General features: G+C 60.3%; 24 protein-coding genes and 1 pseudogene. 11 read left to right on the top strand and 14 right to left on the bottom strand.

Annotated features, from left to right (window positions below):
* Positions 1 to 148: 148 nt before the first annotated feature.
* Both ASD00_RS28970 and ASD00_RS42115 read right to left on the bottom strand, forming a co-directional pair.
* A complete protein-coding gene (locus tag ASD00_RS28970) occupies positions 149 to 508 on the bottom strand; it encodes a hypothetical protein (RefSeq protein WP_057210731.1) in 360 nt (119 codons plus the stop codon).
* 232 nt (positions 509 to 740) lie between these two features.
* A pseudogene (locus tag ASD00_RS42115) lies at positions 741 to 899 on the bottom strand (LysR family transcriptional regulator); the annotation flags it as partial.
* Positions 900 to 1,257: 358 nt separating this feature from the next.
* On the opposite strand from ASD00_RS42115, the gene ASD00_RS28965 reads away from it, so the two are divergent.
* The gene (locus ASD00_RS28965) at positions 1,258 to 2,313 is read left to right on the top strand and encodes a Fic family protein (RefSeq protein WP_244496169.1); all 1,056 of its coding nucleotides are present in this window, start codon (positions 1,258 to 1,260) and stop codon (positions 2,311 to 2,313) included.
* Positions 2,314 to 2,388: 75 nt separating this feature from the next.
* Here ASD00_RS28965 and ASD00_RS28960 read toward each other — a convergent pair whose 3' ends face one another.
* From ASD00_RS28960 to ASD00_RS28950, 3 genes are read right to left on the bottom strand one after another with little or no spacing between them, the layout of a single operon-like run.
* Positions 2,389 to 5,646, bottom strand: coding sequence for an error-prone DNA polymerase (locus ASD00_RS28960; protein WP_057210727.1), 3,258 nt, complete (start codon positions 5,644 to 5,646; stop codon positions 2,389 to 2,391).
* Positions 5,643 to 7,154 (bottom strand): DNA polymerase Y family protein, encoded by a 1,512-nt coding sequence (locus ASD00_RS28955; protein ID WP_057210724.1) that lies wholly within the window; start codon positions 7,152 to 7,154, stop codon positions 5,643 to 5,645. Before ASD00_RS28955 ends, ASD00_RS28960 begins: the two co-directional genes overlap by 4 nt.
* The gene (locus ASD00_RS28950; protein ID WP_057210743.1) at positions 7,075 to 7,827 is read right to left on the bottom strand and encodes an ImuA family protein; all 753 of its coding nucleotides are present in this window, start codon (positions 7,825 to 7,827) and stop codon (positions 7,075 to 7,077) included. Before ASD00_RS28950 ends, ASD00_RS28955 begins: the two co-directional genes overlap by 80 nt.
* A 280-nt stretch (positions 7,828 to 8,107) precedes the next feature.
* On the opposite strand from ASD00_RS28950, the gene ligD reads away from it, so the two are divergent.
* Together ligD and ASD00_RS28940 are read left to right on the top strand one after the other, a co-directional pair.
* Positions 8,108 to 9,172 (top strand): non-homologous end-joining DNA ligase, encoded by a 1,065-nt coding sequence (gene ligD / locus ASD00_RS28945; RefSeq protein ID WP_057210722.1) that lies wholly within the window; start codon positions 8,108 to 8,110, stop codon positions 9,170 to 9,172.
* A gap of 63 nt (positions 9,173 to 9,235) precedes the next feature.
* Positions 9,236 to 10,009: an SOS response-associated peptidase gene (locus ASD00_RS28940; RefSeq protein ID WP_057210721.1), complete on the top strand. Its 774-nt coding sequence runs from the start codon at positions 9,236 to 9,238 to the stop codon at positions 10,007 to 10,009.
* Positions 10,010 to 10,303: 294 nt separating this feature from the next.
* Here ASD00_RS28940 and ASD00_RS28935 read toward each other — a convergent pair whose 3' ends face one another.
* Positions 10,304 to 10,630: a hypothetical protein gene (locus ASD00_RS28935; protein WP_057210719.1), complete on the bottom strand. Its 327-nt coding sequence runs from the start codon at positions 10,628 to 10,630 to the stop codon at positions 10,304 to 10,306.
* A gap of 537 nt (positions 10,631 to 11,167) precedes the next feature.
* Here ASD00_RS28935 and ASD00_RS28930 point away from each other — a divergent pair.
* From ASD00_RS28930 to ASD00_RS42105, 6 genes are all read left to right on the top strand, one after another.
* Entirely contained in the window at positions 11,168 to 11,494 is a 327-nt protein-coding gene (locus ASD00_RS28930) for an NIPSNAP family protein (RefSeq protein WP_057210717.1), read from the top strand.
* 96 nt (positions 11,495 to 11,590) lie between these two features.
* The gene (locus ASD00_RS28925; RefSeq protein ID WP_244496168.1) at positions 11,591 to 12,220 is read left to right on the top strand and encodes a DUF6088 family protein; all 630 of its coding nucleotides are present in this window, start codon (positions 11,591 to 11,593) and stop codon (positions 12,218 to 12,220) included.
* Entirely contained in the window at positions 12,213 to 13,250 is a 1,038-nt protein-coding gene (locus tag ASD00_RS28920; RefSeq protein ID WP_057210716.1) for a nucleotidyl transferase AbiEii/AbiGii toxin family protein, read from the top strand. Before ASD00_RS28925 ends, ASD00_RS28920 begins: the two co-directional genes overlap by 8 nt.
* A 235-nt stretch (positions 13,251 to 13,485) precedes the next feature.
* Positions 13,486 to 14,694, top strand: a complete 1,209-nt coding sequence (locus ASD00_RS28915; RefSeq protein ID WP_156585873.1) for an MFS transporter — start codon at positions 13,486 to 13,488, stop codon at positions 14,692 to 14,694.
* 277 nt (positions 14,695 to 14,971) lie between these two features.
* Positions 14,972 to 15,316 (top strand): LysR substrate-binding domain-containing protein, encoded by a 345-nt coding sequence (locus ASD00_RS42110; protein ID WP_244496167.1) that lies wholly within the window; start codon positions 14,972 to 14,974, stop codon positions 15,314 to 15,316.
* Entirely contained in the window at positions 15,313 to 15,660 is a 348-nt protein-coding gene (locus tag ASD00_RS42105; protein WP_244496166.1) for a LysR substrate-binding domain-containing protein, read from the top strand. The genes ASD00_RS42110 and ASD00_RS42105 overlap by 4 nt, the downstream gene beginning before the upstream one ends.
* Positions 15,661 to 15,720: 60 nt before the next feature.
* On the opposite strand, the gene ASD00_RS28905 is transcribed toward ASD00_RS42105, so the two are convergent.
* The 7 genes from ASD00_RS28905 to ASD00_RS28875 all read right to left on the bottom strand — a co-directional run bounded on the left by ASD00_RS28905 (position 15,721) and on the right by ASD00_RS28875 (position 22,673).
* A complete protein-coding gene (locus ASD00_RS28905; RefSeq protein ID WP_057210714.1) occupies positions 15,721 to 16,647 on the bottom strand; it encodes an XdhC family protein in 927 nt (308 codons plus the stop codon).
* An 88-nt stretch (positions 16,648 to 16,735) separates the two neighbouring features.
* Positions 16,736 to 17,752: a zinc-dependent alcohol dehydrogenase family protein gene (locus tag ASD00_RS28900; protein ID WP_057210712.1), complete on the bottom strand. Its 1,017-nt coding sequence runs from the start codon at positions 17,750 to 17,752 to the stop codon at positions 16,736 to 16,738.
* Between the two features lie 22 nt (positions 17,753 to 17,774).
* Positions 17,775 to 18,224 carry a cyclophilin-like fold protein gene (locus tag ASD00_RS28895; RefSeq protein ID WP_244496165.1) on the bottom strand — a complete coding sequence of 150 codons (450 nt, stop codon included), beginning with the start codon at positions 18,222 to 18,224 and terminating at the stop codon, positions 17,775 to 17,777.
* Complete coding sequence (locus tag ASD00_RS28890; RefSeq protein WP_057210710.1) at positions 18,221 to 19,411, bottom strand: MFS transporter; 1,191 nt, start codon at positions 19,409 to 19,411, stop codon at positions 18,221 to 18,223. Before ASD00_RS28890 ends, ASD00_RS28895 begins: the two co-directional genes overlap by 4 nt.
* A 184-nt stretch (positions 19,412 to 19,595) precedes the next feature.
* Positions 19,596 to 19,970, bottom strand: coding sequence for a cytochrome c family protein (locus ASD00_RS28885; protein WP_057210708.1), 375 nt, complete (start codon positions 19,968 to 19,970; stop codon positions 19,596 to 19,598).
* Positions 19,967 to 22,213 (bottom strand): xanthine dehydrogenase family protein molybdopterin-binding subunit, encoded by a 2,247-nt coding sequence (locus tag ASD00_RS28880; RefSeq protein WP_057210706.1) that lies wholly within the window; start codon positions 22,211 to 22,213, stop codon positions 19,967 to 19,969. The genes ASD00_RS28885 and ASD00_RS28880 overlap by 4 nt, the downstream gene beginning before the upstream one ends.
* A 13-nt stretch (positions 22,214 to 22,226) precedes the next feature.
* On the bottom strand, positions 22,227 to 22,673 hold the full coding sequence (locus ASD00_RS28875) for a (2Fe-2S)-binding protein (protein WP_057210704.1): 447 nt from the start codon (positions 22,671 to 22,673) through the stop codon (positions 22,227 to 22,229).
* Between the two features lie 152 nt (positions 22,674 to 22,825).
* On the opposite strand from ASD00_RS28875, the gene ASD00_RS28870 reads away from it, so the two are divergent.
* The gene (locus tag ASD00_RS28870) at positions 22,826 to 23,722 is read left to right on the top strand and encodes a LysR family transcriptional regulator (RefSeq protein WP_057210701.1); all 897 of its coding nucleotides are present in this window, start codon (positions 22,826 to 22,828) and stop codon (positions 23,720 to 23,722) included.
* On the opposite strand, the gene ASD00_RS28865 is transcribed toward ASD00_RS28870, so the two are convergent.
* A complete protein-coding gene (locus ASD00_RS28865) occupies positions 23,682 to 25,151 on the bottom strand; it encodes an adenylate/guanylate cyclase domain-containing protein (protein WP_162249763.1) in 1,470 nt (489 codons plus the stop codon). The genes ASD00_RS28870 and ASD00_RS28865 overlap by 41 nt on opposite strands.
* A gap of 326 nt (positions 25,152 to 25,477) precedes the next feature.
* Here ASD00_RS28865 and ASD00_RS28860 point away from each other — a divergent pair, with 326 nt between their 5' ends.
* Positions 25,478 to 26,071, top strand: coding sequence for a cyclophilin-like fold protein (locus tag ASD00_RS28860; protein ID WP_234908020.1), 594 nt, complete (start codon positions 25,478 to 25,480; stop codon positions 26,069 to 26,071).
* The last annotated feature ends 274 nt before the right edge of the window (positions 26,072 to 26,345 follow it).

Genomic DNA, 26,345 nt, shown 5'->3' with positions numbered 1-26,345 from the left:
TGATCTGCTGTTCCGTGAACCGTGCACGCTTCATTCCGTCCGTCTCCTCAATGTGACGGACTCTACCAAAATTTGGAGGAAGTTCAGGGTCTCAGGTCAGGTTATACTGACTAATCATCAATTCGCGAAAATATTACCGAATGTTAATTCAGAAGCTGCTGCCCATCGTACCAGATGGCCTGTTTCGTCGCAGCGCGAGTGAGGTAGCCGTTTGTGGACCACCCTTGACCGGCCCTTGACAGATCAGGCGGCCAAGACCGAGATCATAGGGACCCGCAATGACGTATTTGGATAAGGGTGACATGTCGCCCATCGCGACAGCCGTACGGATTGCCGAGAGCTCCTCGACCATATCGGAATAGGCATCGACGACCATGTTCCGGTCCCAGCGCATCCAAAGCGCATTCTGGTTCAGGGGAGCGGTCCGTTCGACGAAAGGCGTTCCGCGAAACGCAACCCGCACGCCTTGAGCAGTCGTCAAACCGGTCGTGAATTTGATGTCGTCCATTGAATTGCCCTCTCCTCCCTCGCGCCCTATTGAGGGTGATCCCTCGCGGCGGCTTTTTAATTGAACTGGTGGAAAGCTTTTCATGGAGAGGCCGAATCCGGAATGCCTCGTTGCGAACGTCATACCCGCAATTCAAGCAGGCCGGTCGAGATAGAAGGCTGCCTTACATCATCGCAGAGGGCGCAGCGGGAGATAAATGGAACTGCATGATCATCCCGGATAGCATCGACGGTTAGCACTCCTTACCTTGGCTGCCCGCCCTGACCAATGACCGCGCGATATCAATGATAATGTCTGGGTGGTTTTTAGAGATGTTTTGTACCTTGCGAAGCTCGAAATTGCGGTTAGGCAGATACAGTGTCCATTCGGGTGCAAAGCCGATGCCAAGACCGCCGATGGCCTTAGCTAGAATATATCGCCTTGAGCGGGTCGAACCTACGACCCGGCTGTTGTTCCGCGTCGATCTCATCCGAACTCTTTGAGACGTCAGAGACTTAGAAATCCCAGTCCTCGGTCGCCGGTACCTTGCCAATGACATAGGAGGGCCATCTCGGGTTGCTGATAGCTGTCGTCCTCGTACATCGTCTCTCGTCTCGCTGCAAAAGTCTGAATCCGCTCGAGTGAGGAATGGCCAGTCATCTAGCTCATGACTGACAGATCTGACGAACTCCCTCGTGAAAATTGGATGGAAATGGATGGATAAATAGTGCATACAGCGTCTCAGGAATTGGATGGGAATGGATGCCCAAATGGAATTTCTAAATACGGCGACCGTCCGGATCACGCCCGAAATCCTGTCGCTGATCGCCGAAATCGACGAATTTAAAGGTGCTTGGCGTGCGATCGGCCGGATCGCGCCTGAGCGGCTGTCCAGCCTCCGGCGTGTCGCCACGATCGAAAGCGTCGGTTCCTCCACCCGTATTGAAGGGGCACGCCTCACCGACCGAGAGGTCGGAAAGCTGCTGGCAAACATTCGCCTAGGGTCGTTTACGACACGCGACGAGCAGGAGGTTGCCGGCTATGCGGAGGTGATGGAGACCATCTTCAGTGCTTACGAAGCTATTTCGTTCACCGAGAAACATATCCGTCAGCTCCACCACGACCTTCTTGCGCATTCGACAAAGGACGAGCGGCATCGCGGCGCCTACAAAACCCTCTCCAACAACGTGGAAGCGTTTAACGAACAGGGCGAGAGCCTCGGCATCGTTTTCGAAACGGCATCGCCGTTCGATACGCCGCGTCAAATGGAAGAACTGATCTCCTGGTTGGATGAGCAAGGGCGAGAAAAGCGGCTCCATCCACTTTTGGTCGTCGCGATCTTCGTTGTCGTTTTCCTCGAAATCCATCCATTCCAGGATGGCAATGGCCGCCTATCGCGTATTCTGACCACCTTGTTGCTCCTGCGGGCCGGCTACGCTTACATCCCCTACAGCTCGCTCGAAAGCATCATAGAGCAAAGCAAGGAGAGCTATTACATCTCGCTTCGGCGCACGCAGGGAACGATCCGCAGCGCGGAGCCCGACTGGAATCCCTGGATCGAGTTCTTTTTGAGAGCCCTGCATCGGCAGAAGACCCGGCTTGAGAAGAAAATGGAGCGCGAGCGTATTATCCTCGCCGACCTGCCGGAATTATCCGTTATATTGCTCGAGTTGGCGCGCGAGCACGGGCGGATCACAGTCGCGGAGGCTGCACGGATCACCGATGCAAGCCGTCACACTATCAAGGATCATCTCAAGGCACTCGTGGATCAAGGGCACCTCGTCCTGCACGGTGCCGGCCGCGGCGCCTGGTACGGTCTTTCCTAATGAAGGGGAGTCAGGCCCACCTGAATGGGTCGCCTTGAACCGATTAGGACCAACGACCAGCTCTCAGACTGAATTTCAGTGAAAATTCCTGCTCTTCACCTTCAAGGTATTGATATGAAGGTCAGGCACGAACATGTCGCGCGCGGCTACAACCGGCTTCGGCTTATCCCGCGGATCGGGCGCGCCGCCTCTGGCGAATTCATCGCCGCGGCCGGCCGGAAGTTTGAACTCTTCATCGCGATCTGCAAGGCCCACAAGGTCGCCTGACAAGTCGAACAGCTGCTGGGCGACAAGATGGACGACCTCCCCTTCCCGCTGGATCCGACCGTTGATCGCCATCATCGAAGACCCGAGAACGACCCGCCGGCGTTTTTCAAAGAGTGTCGGCCAGACAACAAGATTGGCCGGCCCGGTCTCGTCCTCGATGGTGATGAACATGACGCCCTTGGCCGATCCGGGCTTTTGCCGCACCAGAACAAGACCGGCGGTATAGACCCATCGCCCGTCCCTCGAATTCATCGCCTCGGCACAGGTGATAATGTTGCGCACTGACAAATCCCTGCGCAAGAAGGCGATCGGATGCTGCCGCAATGTCAGCCCTGTATGGCTGTAGTCCTCGATGACGTTCTGGCCGTCCGTCATCTGCCGAAGCGCGACCTCCGGCTCCTTTTGCTCGGCGATTACAGCCATCTCGCGTTCGGCAGCCGCCGCAAACAGCGGAAGGGGTTGATCGCGCAGCGCCTTGATCGCCCAGAGCGCGTCGCGGCGCTCAAGCTTCAGCGCGGGCAGAAATGCATCGGCCTTGGCAAGCTGGACGAGCGCCTCCGCTGGCACGCCGGATCGGCGCCACATGTCGTCAACCGAGACAAAGGCATTGTCCATGCGTGCCGCGACGATGCGCGCGGCGTCAACGACCGCCAGCCCTTTCACCTGCCGGAAACCCAGCCGAACGGCGTGGCGGCCAGAATTGCCGATCCGCTCCAACGTACAGTCCCACCGGGATCGATTGATGCAGACCGGCCGCACCTCGACGCCATGGGCTCTGGCGTCGCCGACGATCTGCGCCGGCGCGTAAAAACCCATCGGCTGCGAATTGATCAGGGCGGCACAGAACGCTTCCGGATAATGGCGTTTGATAAAGCTCGACGCATAGGCGATCAGCGCGAACGAAGCAGCATGGCTCTCCGGGAAACCATAGGAACCAAAGCCTTCGAGCTGGGAGAACGTCTTTTCGGCGAATTCGGGCGTGTAGCCGTTCCTCACCATGCCGGACACGAGCTTGTCCTTGAACCGCGAAACGCCGCCGGTGAACTTGAAGGTCGCCATCGACTTGCGCAGCTGATCGGCCTCGCCGCCGGTAAAGCCGGCGCAGACCATCGCCACCCTCATCGCCGACTCTTGAAACAGCGGCACGCCGAGCGTCTTGCCGAGCACCGCCTCAAGCTCGGGCGTCGGATATTCGACTGCCTCCTTGCCTTCGCGCCGGCGCAGATAGGGATGCACCATGTCGCCCTGGATCGGACCGGGCCGGACAATGGCAACTTGCACCACGAGGTCGTAGAAGGTTCGGGGTTTCAGCCGCGGCAGCATCGCCATCTGGGCGCGGCTTTCGATCTGGAATGTGCCGAGCGTATCGGCCTTGCGGATCATCGCATAGGTCGCAGGATCCTCCTGCTCGATCTTCGACAGGTCGAGATCCCGATCCTTGTGCTCGCGGATCAGATCGAAGGCCTTGGCCATGCAGGTCAGCATTCCAAGGGCCAGGATGTCCACCTTCATGAATTTGAGGGCTTCGACGTCGTCCTTGTCCCATTCGATGATCTGACGGTCCTTCATCGTGGCCGGTTCGATCGGCACGAGATCGTCGAGCCGATCATGGGTTAGGACGAACCCGCCCGGATGCTGGCCGAGATGCCGTGGCGCGCCCATCAATTGCTGGGCGAGCTTCAAAGTCAGCACAAGACGCCGGTCGTCTGGATTGAGATTGAGCTCGCGGACATTGCGATCGCAGACCTCCTCCGACCAGGACCACATGCCCGACGACAGCGCCTTGATCACGTCTTCCGGCAGGCCGAGCGCCTTGCCGACATCGCGGATCGCGCCGCGCGCCCTGTAGCGGGTCACGGTGGCGCAGAGCGCTGCCTTTTCTCTAGAATAGGTGCGATAGATCCACTGGATCACCTCTTCGCGCCGCTCGTGCTCGAAATCCACATCGATATCCGGCGGCTCGTCGCGCTCCTGGCTGACGAAGCGTTCGAACAAAAGATCGTTGGTCGAGGGGTCGATGCTGGTAATGCCGAGAATGTAGCAGACGGCACTGTTGGCGGCGGAACCCCTGCCCTGGCAAAGAATGCCCTGGGACCGGGCATAGCGCACGATCGAGAAGACGGTCAGAAAATACGGCGCGTATTTCATAGTGCGGATGAGATCGAGCTCGTGCCGCACGACCTTCAACACATCGGGCGGCAGACCTTCGGGATAGCGATCAGGCACGCATTGCCAGACATAGTGCTCCAGCGAGGCCTGGGCATCCTTGCCCGGCACGATCGCTTCCTCCGGATATTGGTAGGTGAGCTCCTCGAGCGAGAAAGTGCACCGACGGACGATCTCCATGGTTCGCGCGAGGGCTTGCCGGTACCGTGGAAACAACCGCTCTATTTCTTCCGGCGGCTTCAGATAACGATCAGCGTGGCGCTCGCGCTCGAAGCCCACCTCGTCAATCGTCGTGCGGGTGCGAATGCAGGTGACAATATCCTGCAACTGCCGACGGCCTGGCTCATGGAAGAGGACATCATTGGTGACGACCGTTCGCACCTTGAATCGCGCCGCAAGATTGGAAATCTCATGCAGCCGCAGCTGGTCGTTCTGCCGGCGCCGCAGACAAAGCGATACATAGGCCCGATCACCAAACAGTTCGGCCATCTTGCGCAGCTGGATCGCGCAGGCGTCATCCGGCAGATCCGGCACAAGAACGCAGATCATGCCGTCGTTGTAGGCGATGACATCGTCCCAGTGGAGGATGCAGTTGTTCTTGCCGCCGCGCGACTTACCGAGCGTGATGAGGCGGGTCAGCCGGGAATAGGCAGTCCGGTCGGTCGGATAGACCAGCAACGACATGCCGTCTTGCAGATCGAGCCGGCAACCGACAACGAGGCGTAAACCGGTGGCGCGCGATGCTTCAAGCGCCCGTACAATTCCGGCAAGCGAATTGCGATCGACAACGCCGAGGGCTTCGATACCGAGAGCCTTGGCGGTTTCGAACAGTTCCTGCGCCGAACTCGCACCGCGCAGGAAGGAAAAATGGGTCGTGACCTGCAGCTCGGCATAACTCATGCGAAGATCCCATGGCAGAACCAGCGGTGGCTTCCGGTTTCAGGATCGATGCCATCACCGGAGCGAAACACCCAGAGACGCTCGCCAGCCTCGTCTTCGATGACGAAATAATCCCGCACCGCCTCCATCTCGGCGTCTCGCTGCCACCACTCGCCGAAGATCCGTTCCGGACCGTCGGCGCGCTTGACCTTCCGGCGCGTGCCACGCCAGGTGATCGAGACCGGTGGACGGTCCGGCAGCAAGGCAATGGCCTCGATCAGCTCGGGACGGGCCAGCAGCCGGACCGGCCGGCGCCAATGGCTGACCCAGGTGACCTCGACCGGATTGGCCGCGGCGCTGATGCGATGGACGGAGCGCTCGGGCACGTCGGAGGCAACGGGTGCCACCCGATAAACACGCTGGCCACGGTTGCCGTAGATATCGATCAGCGGCGTCACGTCCGTGACCTCGTCCTCGACCAGCGATGAGGATTTCTGACGCTCCTCCAGCGGCTCGGCCATGACGGCGACGAGTGTCAGCTTCTCGATCCCGAAACCGGGCTCGATCTTCTCCGTCCGATCGCGAAACAGTTTCGTCAGCCAGGCGACATCGCGCACTGGCTTCACCGTGCCGGCGCGGATTGCCTGCCGCGAACCGTCGACCTTTTCGACGATCAGATCGGCGCGCCGAACACCAAGGCCAAGCCTTTGCAGCTCGTCGATCAGTTGCACGACCAGCCGGCCGACATATTTGTCGATGGTTTCGGCAGCACCGATCGGTTCGGCGAAGGCGCGGCTCACCTCGACGAGCTCGGCGGTGCGGATCGGATCGATCGGTTCGCAGATGCGGCCGAACATCTGGTCCAGCCGCCTGCCAATCTCCGGACCGAAACGGAGCGTCAGCGGCGCGCGCGGCGTGTTGGCCAATTCGCCGATCGCCTGGAAGCCGAGCGTGCGCAGATCGCTGACGACTTTCCCGGGAAGGCGCAGCAACGATATCGGCAGCTTTTCGACGGCACGCGCGGTCTCGCCGGTCGGCGCGATGACCGTCTCGCGGCTGATGGCGCGGGCGCAGGCGTGTGCCGCACCCCAGGTGTCGGCGACCGCGACTCGGGGGGTGAGTTTTTTTGCCAGGAACTGATTGGCGATCTTGGTCACCATGGCGAGCTCGCCGCCCTGGAGGTGATCGGCACCCTCGGTATCCATGACGATCCCATCGATCCCATCGACCGCGACGATCGGCGAATAGAGCGTCAGCGCCCAGAGGGTAATGCGTTCGAGGGCTGCGGCATCCATTGCAGGATCCGCCTCGACCAGGATCAGGCCGCGAAACAGCGCCTGCGCTTTTGCCGCCGGCATGCCGACATGGACGCCGGCTTTCCTGGCGGCGGCGTCTGCCGCCGAGACCCAGCGTTTCGAGCCGCTCCTGGCGATTACGGCGATCGCCTGTTCAGGCGGAATAGACGGATCGGCGCGACGAATGCGATCCGTCGGCAGATCCGGAAGATAGATCGAGACAACCCTTGTCATCGCACGCCCTCACGAGAAACTCAGCACATTCACCCGCTTTTACGCGCATCAACTCCAGCAACCATTGGGCACTTCCGACGCCCGGTACTGGCAATTCCTCCGACGGCATCACGCTGACCCTCCACCGCGTGGTCGATGCTGTCGGCTGCCCGAAATCATTGGCCTCCGTCTGCCGCCGCCAGCGGCGGACGGCGAGCGCCATCGTGCCCGTTCGCTCAGCCGCCAGCTGCAGCCGGCGCGAGCTGACCATTGGCAGGCGAACGAGTTCACCGACGACTGCGCCGAGCCCACCAAAGGAAAGCCCTTCCTCCATATTTGCCAGAACGTCTTCCTCCCTATCGGATTCGACAAAGATCACCCGGTCGGGATGGAGGCCGACCTGGGCGAGCGCAGGAAAAAACAGATCGGGGCGCGTCAGGCACCAGACGATCGGGCCTTTGGTGCGGGCCGCGATGCCCGCCGCACATAGGGCTGCTGCCGCACCATCCACCGTCCCCGACCCGCCGCCTGCAAATTCGTGCAGGGCGCCATAGGCCAGACCACCTCCCGGCAGGGCGGAGTCGATCTCCGGTACACCAAAGGACAGACAGCCGGCTTTCCCTGCTGACACGCCTTCCAGCGATGCAATGCGCTCGCGCAGATCGGAAATCACCCTTTCACGGGCAGCAATCATCATTCACGGCTCCCTTCAAGGTCGTGTAGCAGCCGACATCATGTCGATCAAAATGCGGATGTTCTCTTTCTGTTCCCACCTAATAGAGGAGTCAAGCAACCGGAGGGATGGGAATATTATCCTGATCATTAGAAATGAGCAGAATACCTATGGGAATCAGCCCAATAGCGGCCTACGAATTTTTTCCGGGCGCCTGCGAGCGCTAACCCCTTTGTGTGGATTGCGTGGACAAGTCGGGATCGTCACAGTGTCTTTAAGATTTTTCTGCTGAACTCCCGGCATGACGAAGCCTCCGAGATCAAAACCCCTCCTTCGTGACACCGAGGCCCCGATCCGTTCCCGGCCGCGAGGCAAGCGAAATCCAGCCCAACCACAGCTCCTGTTCGATCCCATGCCTGAGCGCGTCGAGCCTGCGCTGGCGGAATTGAAGACCCGTCCCCCAAAGGGAAGCGAGTGGAGCTGGGAGCTGAAATTGGATGGCTATCGCCTTGCCGTTCATATTGAACCGCGGGGGATCCGGATCCTCACGCGTGGCGGCCATGACTGGACGCACCGGTTTCCGGCGATAGAGCAGGCCGCCCGAGCGCTCGGGCCGGCGACGATGATCATCGATGGCGAGGCCGTTGTGCTCGACGAAGAGGGTCGTCCGGATTTTGGGCTGCTGCAGCAATCGCTGGGCGCATCCGGCAAACAAGCTGGCAACCGTGCCTCCGAAGCCGTCCTCTACGCTTTCGATCTTGTTTATCTGGACGGGCACGATCTGCGCGGAGCCGAATACCGGTCCCGCCGACACCTTCTCGAGGACACGTTAAACGGCCCAAAGAGAGACCAAGCCGGCGCCGTCAGGCTATCGGAAACACTCGATGCCGAACCAGCCGTCCTGCTGGAGCATGTCTGCCGCCTCGGCCTGGAAGGCATCGTCGGCAAGCACCTCGACCGGCCTTATCGCTCGGGCCGGACCGGCGATTGGGTAAAAGTCAAATGCATCCAGGGCGAGGCCTTCTTCATCGTCGGTTATGAGAAGTCGGCAGCGTCCCCAGCCGGCTTCGGCTCGTTGGTGCTTGCTGCGTATCGTGGGGATGATCTCGTCCACGTCGGAAGCGTCGGCACTGGATTCAAAGAAGTCGAGGCGAGCAGGTTACGGAAGATGCTGGACACGCTCCGCTGGAAGCGAAAGCAGTCGCCCCTGCCCTATTCCGGAAGTGCCGATGTCATCTGGGTCGAACCGACCTTGATTGCTGAGATCGAGTTTCGCGCCTGGACGGCGGACTGGAAACTCCGCCACCCATCCTACAAGGGCTTGCGAGAACGCCAAGACAATGCCGAGGTCTTCCGGCTCGACTAGCGAAATCAGCGCCGTCCGCTAGATTGTCCGCCATTCGAGCTCAATCGGAGTAGATGGCCTGCTATGTGCAATCTTTATCGCATGGAAGACAAGGACTGGGTCGCGAAGTGGGCCCAGGACGCGGAAAGCCTGATCAATCTGATGCCAGCCTACCAGATGAACCCGGATCAGATGGGACCGATCGTCCGCAACACCGCCGACGGAAAGAAGCAACTGGTCCATGCGCGCTGGGGACTGCCTTCCCCGCGTTTCGCGCTCGAGAAGGCGGCCAAAGCGAAGGCCGAGAAACTTGCGGCCAAGGGCAAGGCTTTCGATCTCGAAGAGCTCATCCGCATGGAGGCCGACCGCGGCACGACAAATGTGCGCAAGCTCAGTTTTCCGCACTGGAAACGATGGTTTGGTGTCGAAAATCGATGCCTCGTACCGGTCACCAGTTTCGCGGAACCGGATCCGGCCAACCAGGAGGTTGGCGGAAACGTGCCAAATGCCTGGTTCGCCCGCGATGAGCAGAAGTCGCTGATGTTCTTTGCCGGTCTGCATGTGCCGCAATGGCAGAGTGTCCGAAAGGTCAGGGACGGCCTGACCACCGACGATCTTTATGGGTTTTTGACCACGGATCCCAACGCCCTGGTGAAGCCGATCCATGAGAAGGCCATGCCGGTTCTGTTGCTGACGAAGGAAGAGACCGACATCTGGATGCGGGCGCCCTGGGATGAAGCAAAGGACCTTGCCCGGCCGTTACCGGATGACGCGCTGATCATTTCGTCTCGCGAACCGTACGGGTCCACGATCGTGTCGAAATCCGGAGAGCCGGTGGAACAGAGCAGTCTGCTTTGATGCCTGAATTCAGGGCTTGAATATCTCGGAGAAACGAAAAAGCCTGCCGCGGGAGGAGGTGCGGCAGGCTTCTCGAAAGATTGAACAACGGCTGGGAGGAGGAGTGCCGCTGTTCTGTCAGGCTCCCCTTGGGAGGAGGAGTGGGTCGCCTGAACACGAAGCTCTGCGGGAGGAGGTGCATTGCTTCGTTGACCTCAAAATATCAGAGGCTGCCTCGACCGCCAGCGCCTAAATCGCAGTGCAGTTATGCACATGTTGCAATGCAACATAGGCCTTGTGCTCATTCTTCGGCCATTATGGTTGAGACGCAGCCTTCTCTATGCTGGGCTCAAAGCCGAGAACGAATTCGATCACCTTGGCGCAGGACATTTCGCACGGCTTCAGTATAGGTCCATGTCCAGCCAGCCGATAGAGGTTGAAGCTGACGATATCACTTCCGCTAAGCTCCTCGCCATAGAGCCAAGTCCGTTTGCAATCCCGCGACCGCTTGACGGTCACGCCCCATGGTCGATTACCAAAATATCCGTCGACATAGCCGTCCGGCATATTCGCTAGCGCGTCTTCGAATGTCGCCTGGATCGATGGAGGTTTCTTGCCGTCGGCGGTCATGGTGCCAGGCATTCGTCGCAGATCCCGCAGCCATCGTCACCCATGTTCAAGGCCGGACGTAAACCTTCGACAGCAAGCACATGCCGTTGCATCCAATGCACACTTCTCATCGCGGTCCGGCGGAAGAATTTCGTTTCATACTTTCGGCATATCAGCCGCGCTTCGATCCATGGCCATGCTCCAGTGTTGGGGTACACTAGAGATCGTGAGCCTCGAAGGCTGCACAAGCCAAGAGAGATTGCTGTCGGAGATTGGCAACGCGTTGCTGCTGGCGCCCGTCTCAAAATTAACTGCCAAGGGCTGCTCTAACCGGCACATTCCCACGATTAGCTTCCAAACTTGGCCACCGTGCTCAACGTTCGTAACATCATGGCCAATCGGCGCCTAAACGCAGGCGATCAGCTTGACAGGAGATTAGCGGTTCGGACATACCCGCAGGGCCCGTTCTAACAGTGAAAATGACGTTGCTGCAAGTTCTGAGGACATCGTGGGCGCAGGGAGCAAGCGCCAAACACATGTCCTTCTCAAGGCACATAAGGAAGCAAGACTTTGATCTATGAGCTCAGAATTTACGACTGCCTGCCCGGCCGATTGCCCGCGCTGCTCAACCGCTTTGCCGAACACACGCTGGCAATATGGGACAAGCACGGCATCAAGCAGGCGGGTTTCTTCACCACAATCGTGGGCGAAAACAGCCAGCGTCTCACCTACCTCATCGCCTGGGAATCGCTAGCCGATCGCGAGGTGAAATGGAAAGCTTTCACCACTGATCCCGCATGGCTTAAGGCCCGCGACGAGTCAGAGCGCGACGGGCAAATCCTCTCCAATATCTCTAACCAGTTGTTGTCACCGACCGCCTTTTCGGCAGTAAAGTAAGACACCACGGATCGCCGCTTGCCGCCAGTCGACCGTTTTCGCCTCCGTATTTCGCGGCCCTTGCATGTCAGAAAAAGATACAGTATTTTCTGACACATGAAAGTCGACGTCACATCAGTTCCGGATCGGATCATGCGACGCGCCCGCGCAGGCGGGCGTGGCGGCGTCTTCACGCCTCGTGACTTCCTGGACGTGGCGGCGCGCGCAGCGGTCGATCAAGCCCTTTCCCGCCTGGCGAAGACCGGAAAGCTCCGCCGCCTGGCGCGTGGCCTGTATGATTACCCCAAGGTCCATCCCAAGCTCGGCCCGCTTTCTCCAACTCCCGACGACGTTGCGCAGGCGCTTGCACGCGAGACCGGCTCGCAGGTGCAGATCGCTGGCGCGCGCGCGGCGAACGCGCTCGGCCTCTCGACTCAGGTTCCGGCGAAGAGCACGTATCTGACTGATGGCCCCTCCCGCCGCGTCGTGCTGGGCAAGCGCGTGGTCGATCTGCGTCACGCCTCGCCCAAGCATCTGATTGCTCCGGGCAGCGCGGCCGGCACGGTCGTCCAAGCCCTTCGTCATGTGGGGCAGGTGCGCGCCGCCGACGTTGCACAGATCGCAGCGCGGCGTCTGTCGGCCAGCGACAAGAAGACACTTGCCTCCACCGCGGTCCAAGCCCCCGCTTGGATGCGGCCGACGCTCGTCTCGATCGCCAACGCAGCGTCGGGCGACATAGATGGATAAGGTCGCTCTTCTCCCAGCCACCGATCGGGCGGCCCTGTTTGGCGAGACCGGCGCGGGCCGAGGGGTCGCCGACACGATCATCGAAAAGGACTTCTGGGTCTGCTGGACCTTGAAGCGGCTTTTCGGCCTGCAAGGGAAGGACGCTGCCACTTTGGTCTTCAAGGGCGGCACGTCCCTCTCAAAGGCCTTCGGCGCGATCCGCCGCTTTTCCGAAGATATCGATCTTTCCTTTGATCGTGCCGACCTCGGCTACGTCGGCGACCGTGATCCCGAGAAAGAGGGAATTAGCCGAAAAAAAGCGGCTCAACTCATCCAAGATCTCGTGGGCGACGTCGAGGCGCATATCGCCGAGAAGTTGCTTCCGGCGCTTCGCGCCGCCATCACAGAGCAACTCGGCGAACCGACCGATGGCGCCTGGTCGCTGGAGATCGATGCCGGCGACGCGCAGAACGTGAACTTCCACTATCCGACCGCGCTACCCGCCGCCGAATATGAGGGCATGGCCTACATCACGCCGCGGGTGAAGCTCGAACTCGGCGCGCGCGGCGATCCCTGGCCGACGGAGCAGAAGGTCATGCGCCCCTATGCGGCGGAGGACTATCCCGACTTCTTCGAAAATCCCGACGCAGCTGTCACCGTTCTCGCTGCGCAGCGGACCTTTTGGGAGAAGGCCACGGCGTTGCACGCGGAGGTCCATCGCCCTGCTGAATCCGCGACGCCGCAATACTTTTCACGACACTATTACGACCTCGCCATGCTTCTCGATACCGACGAGGGCAAAGCCGCAGCAAGCGATTTCGACCTTCTGGCGACGGTGGCGAAGCACAAGGCGACCTTCTTCCGATCGGGCTGGGCCAGCTATGACACCGCGCGGCCAGGGACGCTGCGCCTGATGCCGAGCGAGGCGCGGGTCAGGGATCTGCGTGCAGACTATCGTGCGATGGCGCCGATGATGTTCGATGACAGTCCGCCCACCTTCGACGTCATACTTGCAAAAATCGAGAAGCTCCAAGAAACGATCAATAGCTAGCGCAAATCGACAGGCCGGGGTACTTGGTATCTCGAAGCTGGCTCCCAGTGATGTAACGCTGCCATCTCCATCGCGCTAGGATTGTCTCCTCTTGCCCTCGTAGCGCGAATAAACGGTTGCCTGCCCCTCGAGCGATGCATAAGCTCCCATAGCGGCGCGCCGTGTTCTACCGATAACGGTCCGATGCCGCTGAAAACCGCCTCGCCGAATTTCCCAAGGGCCAAGAACAACAATCATGACCGTCGCCATTCCCACCATGACGCGTCCCAAGACGCATCTCGCTGTGCTAGTCATTCTGGGTCTCACCCATCTCCTCAACGACCTGATGCAGTCGCTGATCCCGGCCGCCTATCCGATCCTGAAGGACGCCTATGCGCTGGATTTCGTGCAGATCGGCTTGATCACCATGACCTTCCAGATCGCCGGGTCGCTGCTGCAGCCGGTAATCGGCATGGTGACGGACAAACATCCCGCGCCCTATTCACCGGTCGTGGGGATGATGTTTACACTCTCTGGCCTGGTTAGCCTTGCCTTCGCCCATAGCTACGCGGTGATTCTGGTATCAGTTGCGCTGATCGGCATTGGATCGTCCATCTTTCACCCGGAAGCGACGCGCATGGCGCGCTATGCCGCCGGCGGGCGCCAGGGGTTGGCGCAGGGACTGTTTCAGGTCGGCGGTCAGGCGGGGGGCGCGCTCGGCCCGGTCTTCGCTGCGCTGATCATCGTTCCCTGGGGACAGCCGAGCCTCGCCTGGTTTGCCGTTCTCGCGTTGATGGCCATGGCACTTCTTGTATGGATCGGTAGCAAGCAGCGGGAGATCAGCGCCGCATTCATGGCGATGCGGGCAGACGGCAAGAAGGCGGGCGGCGCCGTTCGTCACGCGCCAGCGACGATCGGGGTAGCCCTGGTGGTCCTGATGCTGCTGATGTTTACTAAGAACGCCTATGGTGAGAGCTTCCGCTCATTCTACACCTTCTATCTCATGGAGAAGTTCGGCCTCTCGATCCCCTCCGCACAGATGATGTTGTTCATCTTCCTGCTGGCTTCGGCCGCGGGCGCGCTGATCGGCGGCATCGTCGGTGATCGCATCGGGCGTTATCGTATCATCTGGATTTCGGTTCTGGGGCCGCTTCCGCTGACGTTGATCCTGCCACACGTCGACCTCTTTTGGACCGGCGTGCTGACGGTGATGATCAACCTGATCATGGCGAGCGCCTTCGCATCCATCCTGATCTACGCAATCGAGTTGCTGCCGCACCGGATAGGACTCATTGGTGGGCTGTTCTACGGCCTGAATTTCGGCCTTGGCGGTATAGCCGCAGCGCTTCTCGGGCTGCTGGCCGACAACTATGGTGTCGAAACGGTTTACTACGTCTGCTCCTTCCTCCCGCTTGCAGGGCTTCTCGCGTGGTTCCTTCCGAGGATTGAAGAGGGCCACGCTTGAAGACCTCGGTCCTATGGCCGGAGGACCTGCGGTCATAAGGTCCTGTCGATACATTATGCGAAACTGGACGCACAAATCGGAAACAAACACAGCACAATGCTCGTGAAGCTTTCCCAACAGTGTCGAACTCCCGAGATGCCGCGCGGGTTCCCCGATCAAGCATCGTTTCCGTTGGCATCAGCAGCCACGCCTGCGCCGGCTGGAGGAGAGTATGGGCGTTCGTCTTCTCGCGAGAACAACGCGCAATGTCGTTGCGACGGAGGCCGGAGAGCGGTTGATGGAAACGCTGCGGCCGGCCTTCAACGACATTCGGAGCCGGATCGAAGAGCTGAGCGCCATGCGCCAAAAACCAGGAGAGTCGGTCCGTATCACATCCAGCCGGCAAGCCGCGGAAACGATCCTCATGCCCGCCGTCAAACGCCTGATGGCGGACTATCCGGAGGTCAAGATCGAAATCTCAATCGACCAAAGGTTCGTGGACCTGGTTGCCGAGCGCTATGACGCCGGAGTGCGGCTCGGCGAAAGTGTCGAGAAGGACATGATCGCAGTGAAGATCGGTCCCGAAATGCGGATGGCGGTGGCGGGCTCACCAGAGTATTTCGAGCGGCATCCGAGGCGGTGACCCCGCACGATCTGACGCGGCACAACTGCGTCAACCTGAGGCTCCCGACGCTCGGTGGACTCTACGCTTGGGAATTCGAGCAGGACGGGCGCCCCATCAACGTCCGGGTCCAAGGTCAATTCGTCTGCAACGACGTCGCCATGATCGTCGACGCCGCCCTCGATGGGCAGGGCGTTGCCTGCCTGCCCTGCGATCACTTAGATCCGCTCGTGAAGGAAGGACGGCTGATCCACGTCTTAGCCGACTGGTGCCCTTCGTTTCCCGGATACCATCTCTATTACCCGAGCCGCCGTCTCGCATCGCCTGCCCTCACATTGCTGGTCGACACCTTGCGATATCGATGACTTCCATTGAGGAATGCGGATTCGGAGGCAAGCGACAGGGGAGCTGGCAATACTCAAGGCTCATCCGAACGCCGCCGAGCGGGACGCTGCCACATCCGCGAGGATTGAAAGTGCCAGGGAAGTAGAATCGCGGGCGGGGCCGAACAGACCTATCGGTGCTTTGATGCGTGCCAGTTCGGGTTGACCGTGTCCTAGCCTCAGCAACCGATTGAGGCGCAGTTGATGTGTCCGCCTGCTCCCTAGAGCGCCAAGGTAGAAGCATGAGGTTCGTAGCGCGGCCTCAATAACCGGCATCTCTTGTTCGAGGTCATGGTGTAGAAGCAGGATGGCGGAAAACGGATCGACCACGTCTTCGATCAAACGCAATCCCCTCTCCGGTGCCAGAACGGTAACCTCGAACCCCGAACATTCTGCCAGACGCGCAACGCTTCGCACTTCGATCGTCTGCCCTGAGATGACGACTTTCGTAGAGGGGCGATAGATGATCAAGAAGTCGTCACCGAGCCATCCCGCGCGCTCCACCGGTTCGACCAGGTCCAGCGTTTGTTTGGCGGGCGAGTATCTCAGAGCGGTCGCCTGTCGTAGCCTCAAGAATTCGAGCGCCCTTTCGACTTCTTCCATCCTCCGCATGACGTGGATAGCGACCGTGATCCCTCCTCCGCACGGAAGCACAACGTCGAGGAACGGGGATCCATCGCCGAAGCGCACAGTTCGATCGCGGCCCTGTGCCATGGCAAGCAGTGCTTCAGCGGCGACGGCAGCTTCGACGCACCCTCCAGAAACGTACCCGGCAAAGCGACCATCGCTGAGCACAATCACCTGTGAGCCGAGTGATCGCGCAGCACCGCCCCGGATTTCAACCAGTGTTGCGATCGCTACCTGCGAGTCCTTGAATGCTTCAGCGGCGAACTTGAGGAGTTCAATGGGGTCGTCCGTTAGACGCGCCCTGACAGGCGTCGGCAAAATGAGAAGCGGATTGTCGTTCACATCAGTTCCATGAATTGGACGGCCACCGCCCCTGGGCGCCAGGTTAGAGTGCCAGGCGGAGCAGCCCGCCCGGCTGTATGCCTCGCTCTCAGACTCGTAGGAGGGTCTTAATCGCGCGACGTTCATCCATCGCGCGGTAACCTTCGGCAACGTCAGCGAGAGGAACCTCGAGATCGAAGACCTTTCCCGGATTGATCTCACGGTTCAGTACAAGTTCCATGAGATAGGGGAGATAGCGGCGGACGGGAGCCGGGCCGCCCATCAGGCTCTTCTGGGCGAAGAACAGGGTCTGACCATCGATCTGGACACCATGCGGTACGCCGACAAAGCCGATGTGTCCTCCGGGACGAGCGCAGTTCATCGCCTGCGTCATCGCCTCCTGCGTTCCGACGCATTCAAGAACGGATTCAGCCCCGACGCCGCCTGTCAACTCTTTGACCCGTGCGACACCTTCGTCGCCTCGTTCCGAGACGATATGCGTGGCACCGAATTCGAGCGCGAGATCCTGACGAGTCTTGTGCCGGCTCATGGCGATAATCTTTTCAGCCCCCATTTGCTTGGCCGAGAGCACGCCCATCAGACCGACCGCGCCGTCGCCGACGACGACGGCCGTCGACCCGGGCTGTACCCGCGCCGCATCGGCGGCATACCAGCCGGTACCAAGGACATCCGAAACGGCCAGCAAGCTCGGAATGAGGTCGTCGGACGGCATTTCGGGGGTCGCTACCAACGTGCCGTCAGCGAGCGGAATTCGGGCATAGGGCGCCTGCGCACCAGACATGAACTCCCGCTGTTCGCAGGAGGACGGAAAACCGAAGCGGCAGTGGGGGCACGTATTGTCGGAAATGCAGAATGATCCCACGACGAACTGGCCTGGCTTCAACGTCTTGACGTCTTCGCCGACTTCGACGACGACGCCGCAATATTCATGGCCCATGTGTGTCGGCCCGCCCACCGGCTGGAGCCCACGGTAGGGCCATAGGTCGGAGCCGCAAACACAGGACGCCGCCAACTTGATGATGGCGTCGGTGGGTTTGAGAATTTTTGGTTCGGCGACCTCCTCGCAACGGATATCGCCTTTGCCGTGCAGAACCGTAGCCAGCATGCTTCACTCCCTTTCGATGGCGTCAGGACAGGCGTTCGACGCGAAGCGGAAACTCGCCGCGCGTGAGCAGCGGCTCGATGCCGCCATCAATGCGACCGAGCCGAATGAGATCTCTCGTTGAGATGTAATCGCCGTGGAAGAAGGCAAGATTGCCCCACGGGATGTAGTAGCAGAGGTCGCCTGCAGCCTCGTTGGGGAAAGGTCCTCTTGCTTCCAGATGGAGCTTGCGCGGCAGGTAGGCGATTTTCTCGTTGGAGAAATCCGAGAACGCCAGATCCAGCGGAAGCATCGAGGCGAAGTCACGGGCAGACGGACTGTCATTTAGTGTCACCGTAAAGTCGTGATCAGCGAAGATGAAACGTGCCTTCATGTGTGTCTGCTCCTCAGCCCATGCGAGATGTGGCAAGGCCGTGCCGACGATACCCGCGCCGAGCAGAGTGCGGCGCGTCATCGAGGTGGCTTGCCGTTTCATCTTGAACGCTCCCAATCCATCCACGCCGCAAAAGCTGCCGCCGACGATCCAAGCAGGAGAATGGCTGCCAATGCGAACGAACTCCACCATCCGCTCCAGTCGAACAGGAATCCGCCAGCAGCCGCGCCAACGGTAATGGCAAACTGGATGACGGCGACCTGCAGTCCCCCGCCTGCCTCTGCATCATCGTGGAGTACCCTGCTCAACCAGGTTCCCCAGCCGACGGGCGCGGCGGTGCCAAAGAAGCCCCAGGCAATCAGGAGGGCCGCAACGGCAATCTTCGCCGACCCAAATGCAATCAGCATTGCAGCGATCGCTGCCATGACAAGGGGAATACCAATCACGATCGGGTAAAGGCGCGTCGAAAGCAGCGAACTGATGCTCCAGGTTCCGACCACGCCGGCGAGTCCCATTAACAAGAGCACCAGAGACAAGGCGGAAACGGAGTAGCCGGAGACGGACTCGAGGAAGGGTCTGAGATAGGTGAAGAGCGCAAATTGCCCCATGAACAGCAGCAGGATTGCTGTCATGCCGATCGCGACTTGTCTGCGCTTGAGCAGGCGGAAAACATTGCCGGCGGCGCGCCGTCGACGCGGCGGCAGCGAGGGCATGCTCAGCCACTGCCAGACAAGCGCGATCAGCGCCAAAGGCACCACGAAGAAAAATGCTCCGCGCCATCCAATGTAGTCGCCCAGAAAGCTGCCCAGCGGTGCGGATATCGTCGCCGCAATCGCGTTCCCAGCGTTCAATATCGCAAGCCCCTTCGGCACAGCGGTGGCGGGCAAAAGGCGCATGACAATTGCGGTGGACATCGACCAGAAGCCGCCAATTGCAATCCCAAGCAGTGCACGGCCAATCATCAGGACTGTGTAGTTCGGAGCAAATGTGACGATGAGGCCTGAAGCGACCAGCAAGACCGAGAACGATGACAGGACAACCTTGCGATCGATGCTCCGGGTGATCCCTGCAATGAACAGGCTCGTCACCACGGCGAACAGCCCGGATATCGAAATTGCCTGTCCTGCCTGGCCTTCCGTCATGACAAGATCGCTTGCAATCGGCGTCAGGAGACTGACGGGCATGAACTCTGAAGCGATCAGTACCGCGACACAAAGTGCCATCGAGACGACGGCGCCCCAGGCCGCGGCGGGTCTCGTCAGTGTCTCTTCATACGTCATGTGGGTCATTAGTTTCGCCCTTCAATTCAGCGAGTTTTCTCCCGTGCGAAACTGATTAGCACGGTGGAAGAAATCGAATTAGCCGACATCGTTCACTTGCATTAATCGAAGAGGCGCATAAATCCGCGAACCAACGAAGTGCGGGGTGGCGGCGCCGAGCAATGCCGCCGCCACCCCGCATGCTTGCCTGTGCCTAGCGCGAGCCGAGGAACTCGATGATCGCACGCCGCTCTTCCGCGTTGTTGAAGCGTTGCGTCATCCGCGTGCCCCGGACCATCGCGCCCGGGTTTGTCAGGAACGTATCCAGCGTTTCCGTCGTCCAGGTCACTCCCGATGCCTTGAGGGCGGGAGAATACTTGAAGCCCTCATCACTTCCGGCCGTCCGTCCGACGACCCCCTGCAGATGGGGCCCAACGCCGTTGCGAGTGGTGGCGATCTGATGGCATGTGCCGCAGCGTTGCTGGAACAGCCGCGCTCCAGGCGCGGCATCCGTCTCCTGGGAATAGGCAGGCGCAACACTACCGGCCACGATGAGAGAAGCCAAAGAGGCCAGAACGAGTGTCTTCAACCGTCACCCTCCTTGAGATCAAATTTGGACATTGGCAGGCTTCGAACACGCTTGCCGGCCAGGACTGAGAGGGCATTGGCTACGGCCGGCGGAACGCCGGGCAGACCTGGCTCGCCAATACCACCCATGGGCGCACCGCTCTCGACGATCCGGACATGAACCCGCGGCATGCGGTCTGGCGTTAGGATCTGATAGCCGTCGTAGTTTCGTGCTTGCGGCACGCCGTCTACGTAGACGACTTCCTCAAGCAGAGCCGATGAAAGTCCAAGGGCAACGGCCGAGTTCATCTGCGCTTCGATAATTGCAGGATTGACGATGCTGCCGGGATCGATCGCCACCCAAACGTCATGCACGGCGATTTCACCATCGCGCAACGACACCTCGGCGATCGTCGCCACTTCGCTGCCAAACGGCGAGGCCATAGCGACGCCTCTCGCGCGCCGGGTGCCGTCTTCGGCAGCGAACGGTCCACGCTTCCAGCCGCCGGCGAGATCGGCCACGGCCTGAAGCAGCGTCTTGTGACGTGGACTGCCAGCCAGGAGACGGAGGCGCAGTTCGTAAGGATCCTGCTGACCTGCATCCGCCATCTCATCGAAGAACGTCTCGTAGAAAAAGTCGTTCATCGAATGACCGACAGAACGCCAAAAGCCGATGATCGCGGGGTCGTCAACATGGATCTGGCCGACACGTCGATTAGGGATCGCATAGACCTTGCCGGCTATCCCCTCGACGGCGGAACTGTCGACCTTGTCGGGTTGGCGACCGAACCACCGGCCCGTGGGCCCCTCTCCGACCGCAACGGCTGAGAGTGCCACCGGCGTGCCGCTGGCATCAATTCCGCCGCGGAAACGGACTGCAGCCATCGGCCGGAGCGCATCGCGCAGGAATTCCTCCTCTCGGCTCCAGAGGAGCTTGATCGGGCGTCCAACCGCCTTGGCAAGCAGAATTGCCTGGGGATACGGGTTCGCCGTCTGATAGAGAAAGTGGCGTCCGAAGAAACCGCCCAGCATCGGTGAGTGGATAATGACCTTCTCTGGTGCGATGCCGGCGACCTTCGCGGCATCGGCCTGAAACATCTCCGGTGCCTGGTTGGGGAGCCATAGCTCGAGAGATCCGTCCTCGTTCCAGCGCACGAGCGCCGATGGCGGTTCAAGCTGTCCATGCACGAGATAGGGTGCATCATAGACCGCTTCGATCACACGCGCCGCTCCCGCAAGCGTGCCAGCCGCATCGCCCTCCGTTTCGAAGGCTACGCCATCACCGGATGTGGCTTTCAACTTCGCCATATGCGCTTCGGAAGAGAAGTCCGCCGGCATGGGGTGCGACATCCCGGAAGCAGCCTCTGTCCAACTCACCTGCAAAGCCTCGACAGCGCGGCGCGCACGCCACCAACTGTTGGCGACCACTGCAACAGCGCCGGGTAGCTTATGGATGGAGTGAACGCCGGGCATGCCACGCACGTCCGCTTCGTTCTGCATCGTCTCGGGCTCGCCGCCCAGGCGCGGGCTGTGCTGGACGGCCGCATAGAGCATGCCGTCGATCGTCTGGTCGATCGAGTACTTCGCCTTGCCCGTCGATTTGTCGCGCGCGTCAAGCCGCGCGAAAGGTTTGCCAATCCAGCGGAAGTTTGCCCGATCTCGGAGCGTGACATCAGCCGGCAACGGCAAATTCGCGGCGTCGTCGGCAATATCGCCGTAGGGGATTGCGCGACCGGAAGCGGCGTGGACCACCCTCCCCGGTTCCGTCGAAAGCTCGGGCGCAGGCACGCCAAGCTTTGCCGCGGCGGCCTGCAGCAGCATATACCGAGCGGATGCACCGAGCTTGCGCATCGTGTCGTAGCTCATGCGGACCGACATGCTGCCGCCCGTGAACCGCCCGCCACCGGTCAGGAGATAATCCGGGCCGGGGGGAGCGCCTTCCACGACGAAGTTCGCCGGATCGACGTCCAGTTCCTCGCCGACGATCTGCGCCATGGCGGTAAAGATCCCCTGGCCTCCTTCAATGAAGGCACTGCGGAAAAGTACCGTGCTGTCGGGCCGGATTTCCAGGAATGCCGCAACCCGGGAACCTGGCGTGACGGACGCCGGAGCGGCCGCTAGTGCGCGGGTTCGAGCCGCCGGAAGCGTCACGCCAAGAACAAGCGCGCCGAGCGATGCGCCAAGAAAGCCGCGTCGGGATACCTTGAAGGGTTTGCCGTTCTCGGTGGCCTGAGCTTCGGGAATGATGGGTGTCATGTCGTTCATGGTTCACCTCCGATCAAGCTTGCGCGGCATCGCGGACAGCCGCCGCGATCGCGTTGTAGGTGCCACAGCGACAGAGGTTGACCATCGCACCGGCAATGTCCTCGTCCGTCGGCTTCGGGGTTTGTTTCAAGAGCGCCGTTGCCGCCATGACCTGACCGGACTGGCAGTAGCCGCATTGGGCGACCTGGTTGGCCACCCAGGCCTCAACGACCTTTTGACCAACCGGGTCATCAGCAACCGCCTCGATCGTCATGATGTCGGCGCCGGCGACGCTCTCAACGGGAGTGACGCAAGACCGCGTCGCTTGTCCATCGACAAGCACGGTGCAGGCGCCACATTGGGCGAGTCCGCAACCATACTTCGTGCCCGTCATCGCGAGTTCGTCGCGAAGGACCCAAAGCAGCGGTGTGTCGGGTTCGATGTCGACCTGGTGTTTGGTCCCATTGATGGTGAGTTCCATGGCGGTCTCCTTAGGATGCGCACGACGATCTCGAACGAAACTGTCTCAGCACAGACGCTAACAAAGGAGACGGCTATGGATTAGACGCCATGCTTCGCTTACATTTATCGACACGCACCATAAATCGACCGAGGCGGACCAAGCGAAAATCGATGGCCAAAGAAGACTTCAATGACCTGTTATGGTTCCTCGCCGTTGCCGAGGAGCGCAACTTCACCAAGGCAGCCGCCAAGCTTGGCATAACCCAGTCGACGCTCAGTCACACGATCAAGCGGCTCGAAACCCGGATGGGGCTGAGACTGCTGACTAGGACGACGCGAAGCGTTGCCTTGACTGAAGCCGGGGATCGCTTGTTTCATTCGTTGTCGCCGAGAATATCCGCAATCAGGAGCGATCTGGCGGCACTTACGGCGTTGCGCGACACGCCGTCGGGTACGATCAAAATCACCCTGTCGGATCATGCGCTCGAAACCGTCGTCTGGCCCAAGCTGAAGCCGATCCTGTCGAAATATCCTGATATCAAGATTGAGCTCAGTCGTGACAATGGCCTGCGCAACATCGTCGACGACGGCTTCGACGCGGGAGTTCGGCTCGGCGAAAGCATCGAAAAAGACATGATCGCGGTCAGGATCGGGCCCGACTGGCGGATGCTTGCCGTGGCCTCTCCGGAGTATCTTGCAGATCGGTCGATCCCAGAGCACCCGCAGGATTTGATGCAACACAACTGCATCAACATGCGCCAGGCAACCGGCGGAGGTCTCTATATCTGGGAGTTTGAAAAGAACGGCCAGGAGCTTCGCGTCAGGATCGACGGGCAGCTCACGTTCAACACGTCCTATCCCATGGTAGACGCCGCGCTTGCAGGTCATGGGATAGCCTTCTTGCCGGAGGACTTGGTGACCGATCATATCGAGGCGGGACGTCTGGTCGCGCTGCTTTCCGACTGGTCACCGCCCTTCCCCGGCTACTATATCTACTATCCGAGCCGGCATCAGAACTCGCCGGCATTCAAGGTGGTGGTAGACGCCTTGAGATATCAAAGGTCGTAATTCCGGTCCCAGAAAGGATTCGATCCACTTGCCTAGACTGTGCTGGGACGGAGGGTTGACGGCGGCTCGCTACGCTTCGCCTATCCTGCCTGTGCGCCCGCGGAAGGTACCAGACGACGATCGGTCGCCGACGCCCGCGCACGAAGTGCATCTGATCGGGCTGCAGCTCCTCGATTGTGGGCGCTAGATTCGTCGCGCTTTGCGCCCGTGCCGCGATCAGCAGATCCTCGCTGACCGCAAGGGACGTCCCGATTGTGCGCGTCAACCGTTCGAGCCTGCTCGCAACATTCACCGTGTCGCCCAGCACCGTGTATTCGAGGCGCCGCTCGTCTCCGATGTTTCCGACGATGACCTCGCCGTAATGGACGCCGATGCCGACCTCGATTGGGTATTCGCCAGAAGCGAGCCGCTGCTCGTTCCACTGCCGGACCTGCTCCAGCATGTCCCGCGCGCAAGCGAGCGCTCGCGCGGCATCGTCCTTCCGGGGACGAGGGGTGCCAAAATGCACCATGATTTCGTCTCCGATGTACTTGTCCACGGTCCCGCCGTGGGCAAAGGCAACCGTCGCCAGACGTGCGTGATACTCCTTCAGCAGTTTAACGAGATCCTCTGGTGCAAGCCCCTCCGAAATCCTGGTGAAGCCCACCATATCGGCAAAGAGGATCGCTGCCGTCTGGAGCGAAGGCTCTCCAAATCCGCTCGTCCCGCTGGACAACTCGCGGACGATGTTCGGGGAGAAGTAGCGCGACAAGGCGCTGCGCTGGGCCTCCGCCGCGACCTGCTTGCGAACAAGCCGGCGCGAGCGCCAAACAGCGATCGCGAGAATGATCGTCACGAGCACCAGGAACATCGTCTGATATGAGAGATTGATCAGGCTCACGGAGCGCGGATCGAGCACCAGCGCGATGATGTCAGCATCACTCAACCCGCCATCGAGCAAATCTCTCCCATATGCGATGGAATCGGGCCGCGTGGCGACCCAGCAGTAGGCGATGTTCCAGACGATAATGGTCACCGCGCCGCTCCAGACGACGAGAGCTGGCGAGTAGCTGAGCGCCATGCTCACGAGGAACACACCCAGATACAGGAAATTCGGCAGGCGAAGGTTGAGCTGGGACGTCCAGCCTTCGACGGCGAACGGCGAAGGCGTGACAAAGATGTAAGTCAATATCGCTGCGTCGATGACGACGAACGACCATGTCGCCACTGTCGCAAAGCGACTGCTGCGTGCCAAGCCAAAGGAAAGAGCATTGAGCAACCCGAAAGCCACGATGGCAGCTACATATAGGCCCGAACGGTCGAGTGGCACGGCAAGGACCGCCCCCAGGGCGAGCGTTCCCAGCGCGACCAGCCGGCCCCAGAACATGTAGGCCAGGCCCTCTTTTACTTCACGATCGATAGCATCGCCGAGCGCCTCCGCGGAGACCAAGGGGTCGGTTGCCGTGCCAGCCAGGCGGCGTCGGGCGCGCCCCAGGAGAAGCGCAACGCATCGCGACGTGGTCTTCCAAGGCTTCGACACTGGCTCAAAATGGGTTCTCATCGATCATCTCGTGGGTTGCATGGCTTCGCGGCGATTGCTGGCGGTCAACGATCAACCTGGTAGAGACAGTACCTTCGATCTGGCTGCGCGATTAGCGCCGGAAATGCGCATGCGCTTATGAAGCGCATCGATCAGTCGGCTGATGATCTTCGCCCGACTGAGCGGCACTCATGGACTGGGCGCATGACGGCAAGCGAAGTGGCAGAGGTAATCGGATGCTGCTCGACCGTTTATATTGGTCGGTATCGAACGGCTTGAGCAGGAACGAAGGCCCCTCGAGCCCGATCATGTCACACCGGAAACAGGTAGCCGGTGCCAACAGTCGAGAGAACGAAAGAATGTCGCGGTTCAATCGTCAAATGGTTGCGCTCTTGCTCGCAGCCCATTCGGTCACATTGCCCACCATGTCCTTTGCTCAAACAAAGGATCGCAATCCCACGTCAGTGATCGGTACGGTCGTGCGGTTCACCGATGGTGCAACGACGGTGGACGTAACAGTCGGCGAAGACAGTCCAGCAGTGCGCGACTTCCTTTCGATGCTGCCGCTCACACTCAAGCTTGAGGAATTCGCCGGCCGCGAAAAAATCAGCTATCTGCCCCGTAAGCTCAAGCACATCGGCTCGCCCGGATCCGACCCCGAAGACGGCGACCTCATCTACTTCGTCCCGTGGGGAAACCTCGGCTTTTACTACAATACAGCCGGCATCGATTACTCAGACCAGACGCTTCACATCGGGACCTATAAGGCGTCGCCGGCAACTCTCGAGAAGCTTGCGGACCGGCCGGTTACGGTCGAAGTTCTCCCATAGCAAATTGGTTGGCCGCCGCGCATACGACGAGGAAAAACGGAAGCAGCAGACGCCGTAGTGCACGGTGCGCCAAACCTTTGCTGGCGGGACATCAAACTGGCAACTGCCCCTGACTGGCACCGCTGAATGCCCGCCCCGGGTGCCACACCCACGGCTCGCCTCCTCCAGCTGAACTGCACGAGGCCAAATCGCCTTATTCCCGTTGATACATTATGCGATCTGGTGGGAGCGCGATTCTGTCCGCCTCTAAGGCGACGTCCACGCTTAAGTCTGT

Source organism: Ensifer sp. Root31 (genome assembly GCF_001424825.1).
In the GTDB taxonomy this organism is placed as follows: domain Bacteria; phylum Pseudomonadota; class Alphaproteobacteria; order Rhizobiales; family Rhizobiaceae; genus Ensifer; species Ensifer canadensis.
The sequence above is the reverse complement of the archived record's forward strand: the minus strand, read 5'-3'. Positions and strand labels throughout refer to the sequence as shown.

What these genes read in the sequence shown, in the direction of transcription:
- ASD00_RS28960 (WP_057210727.1), bottom strand. Translation starts at nt 5,646, where the DNA reads ATGAGTTATGCCGAGCTGCAGGTCACGACCCATTTTTCCTTCCTGCGC.
- ASD00_RS28860 (WP_234908020.1), top strand. Translation starts at nt 25,478, where the DNA reads ATGCTGCTCGACCGTTTATATTGGTCGGTATCGAACGGCTTGAGCAGG.
- ASD00_RS28925 (WP_244496168.1), top strand. Translation starts at nt 11,591, where the DNA reads ATGAAAGTCGACGTCACATCAGTTCCGGATCGGATCATGCGACGCGCC.
- ASD00_RS28870 (WP_057210701.1), top strand. Translation starts at nt 22,826, where the DNA reads ATGGCCAAAGAAGACTTCAATGACCTGTTATGGTTCCTCGCCGTTGCC.
- ASD00_RS28900 (WP_057210712.1), bottom strand. Translation starts at nt 17,752, where the DNA reads ATGCTGGCTACGGTTCTGCACGGCAAAGGCGATATCCGTTGCGAGGAG.
- ASD00_RS42110 (WP_244496167.1), top strand. Translation starts at nt 14,972, where the DNA reads ATGGAAACGCTGCGGCCGGCCTTCAACGACATTCGGAGCCGGATCGAA.
- ligD (WP_057210722.1), top strand. Translation starts at nt 8,108, where the DNA reads ATGACGAAGCCTCCGAGATCAAAACCCCTCCTTCGTGACACCGAGGCC.
- ASD00_RS28970 (WP_057210731.1), bottom strand. Translation starts at nt 508, where the DNA reads ATGGACGACATCAAATTCACGACCGGTTTGACGACTGCTCAAGGCGTG.
- ASD00_RS28965 (WP_244496169.1), top strand. Translation starts at nt 1,258, where the DNA reads ATGGAATTTCTAAATACGGCGACCGTCCGGATCACGCCCGAAATCCTG.
- ASD00_RS28880 (WP_057210706.1), bottom strand. Translation starts at nt 22,213, where the DNA reads ATGAACGACATGACACCCATCATTCCCGAAGCTCAGGCCACCGAGAAC.
- ASD00_RS28935 (WP_057210719.1), bottom strand. Translation starts at nt 10,630, where the DNA reads ATGCCTGGCACCATGACCGCCGACGGCAAGAAACCTCCATCGATCCAG.
- ASD00_RS28915 (WP_156585873.1), top strand. Translation starts at nt 13,486, where the DNA reads ATGACCGTCGCCATTCCCACCATGACGCGTCCCAAGACGCATCTCGCT.
- ASD00_RS28955 (WP_057210724.1), bottom strand. Translation starts at nt 7,154, where the DNA reads ATGACAAGGGTTGTCTCGATCTATCTTCCGGATCTGCCGACGGATCGC.
- ASD00_RS28920 (WP_057210716.1), top strand. Translation starts at nt 12,213, where the DNA reads ATGGATAAGGTCGCTCTTCTCCCAGCCACCGATCGGGCGGCCCTGTTT.
- ASD00_RS28895 (WP_244496165.1), bottom strand. Translation starts at nt 18,224, where the DNA reads ATGAAACGGCAAGCCACCTCGATGACGCGCCGCACTCTGCTCGGCGCG.
- ASD00_RS28890 (WP_057210710.1), bottom strand. Translation starts at nt 19,411, where the DNA reads ATGACCCACATGACGTATGAAGAGACACTGACGAGACCCGCCGCGGCC.
- ASD00_RS28875 (WP_057210704.1), bottom strand. Translation starts at nt 22,673, where the DNA reads ATGGAACTCACCATCAATGGGACCAAACACCAGGTCGACATCGAACCC.
- ASD00_RS28950 (WP_057210743.1), bottom strand. Translation starts at nt 7,827, where the DNA reads ATGATTGCTGCCCGTGAAAGGGTGATTTCCGATCTGCGCGAGCGCATT.
- ASD00_RS28940 (WP_057210721.1), top strand. Translation starts at nt 9,236, where the DNA reads ATGTGCAATCTTTATCGCATGGAAGACAAGGACTGGGTCGCGAAGTGG.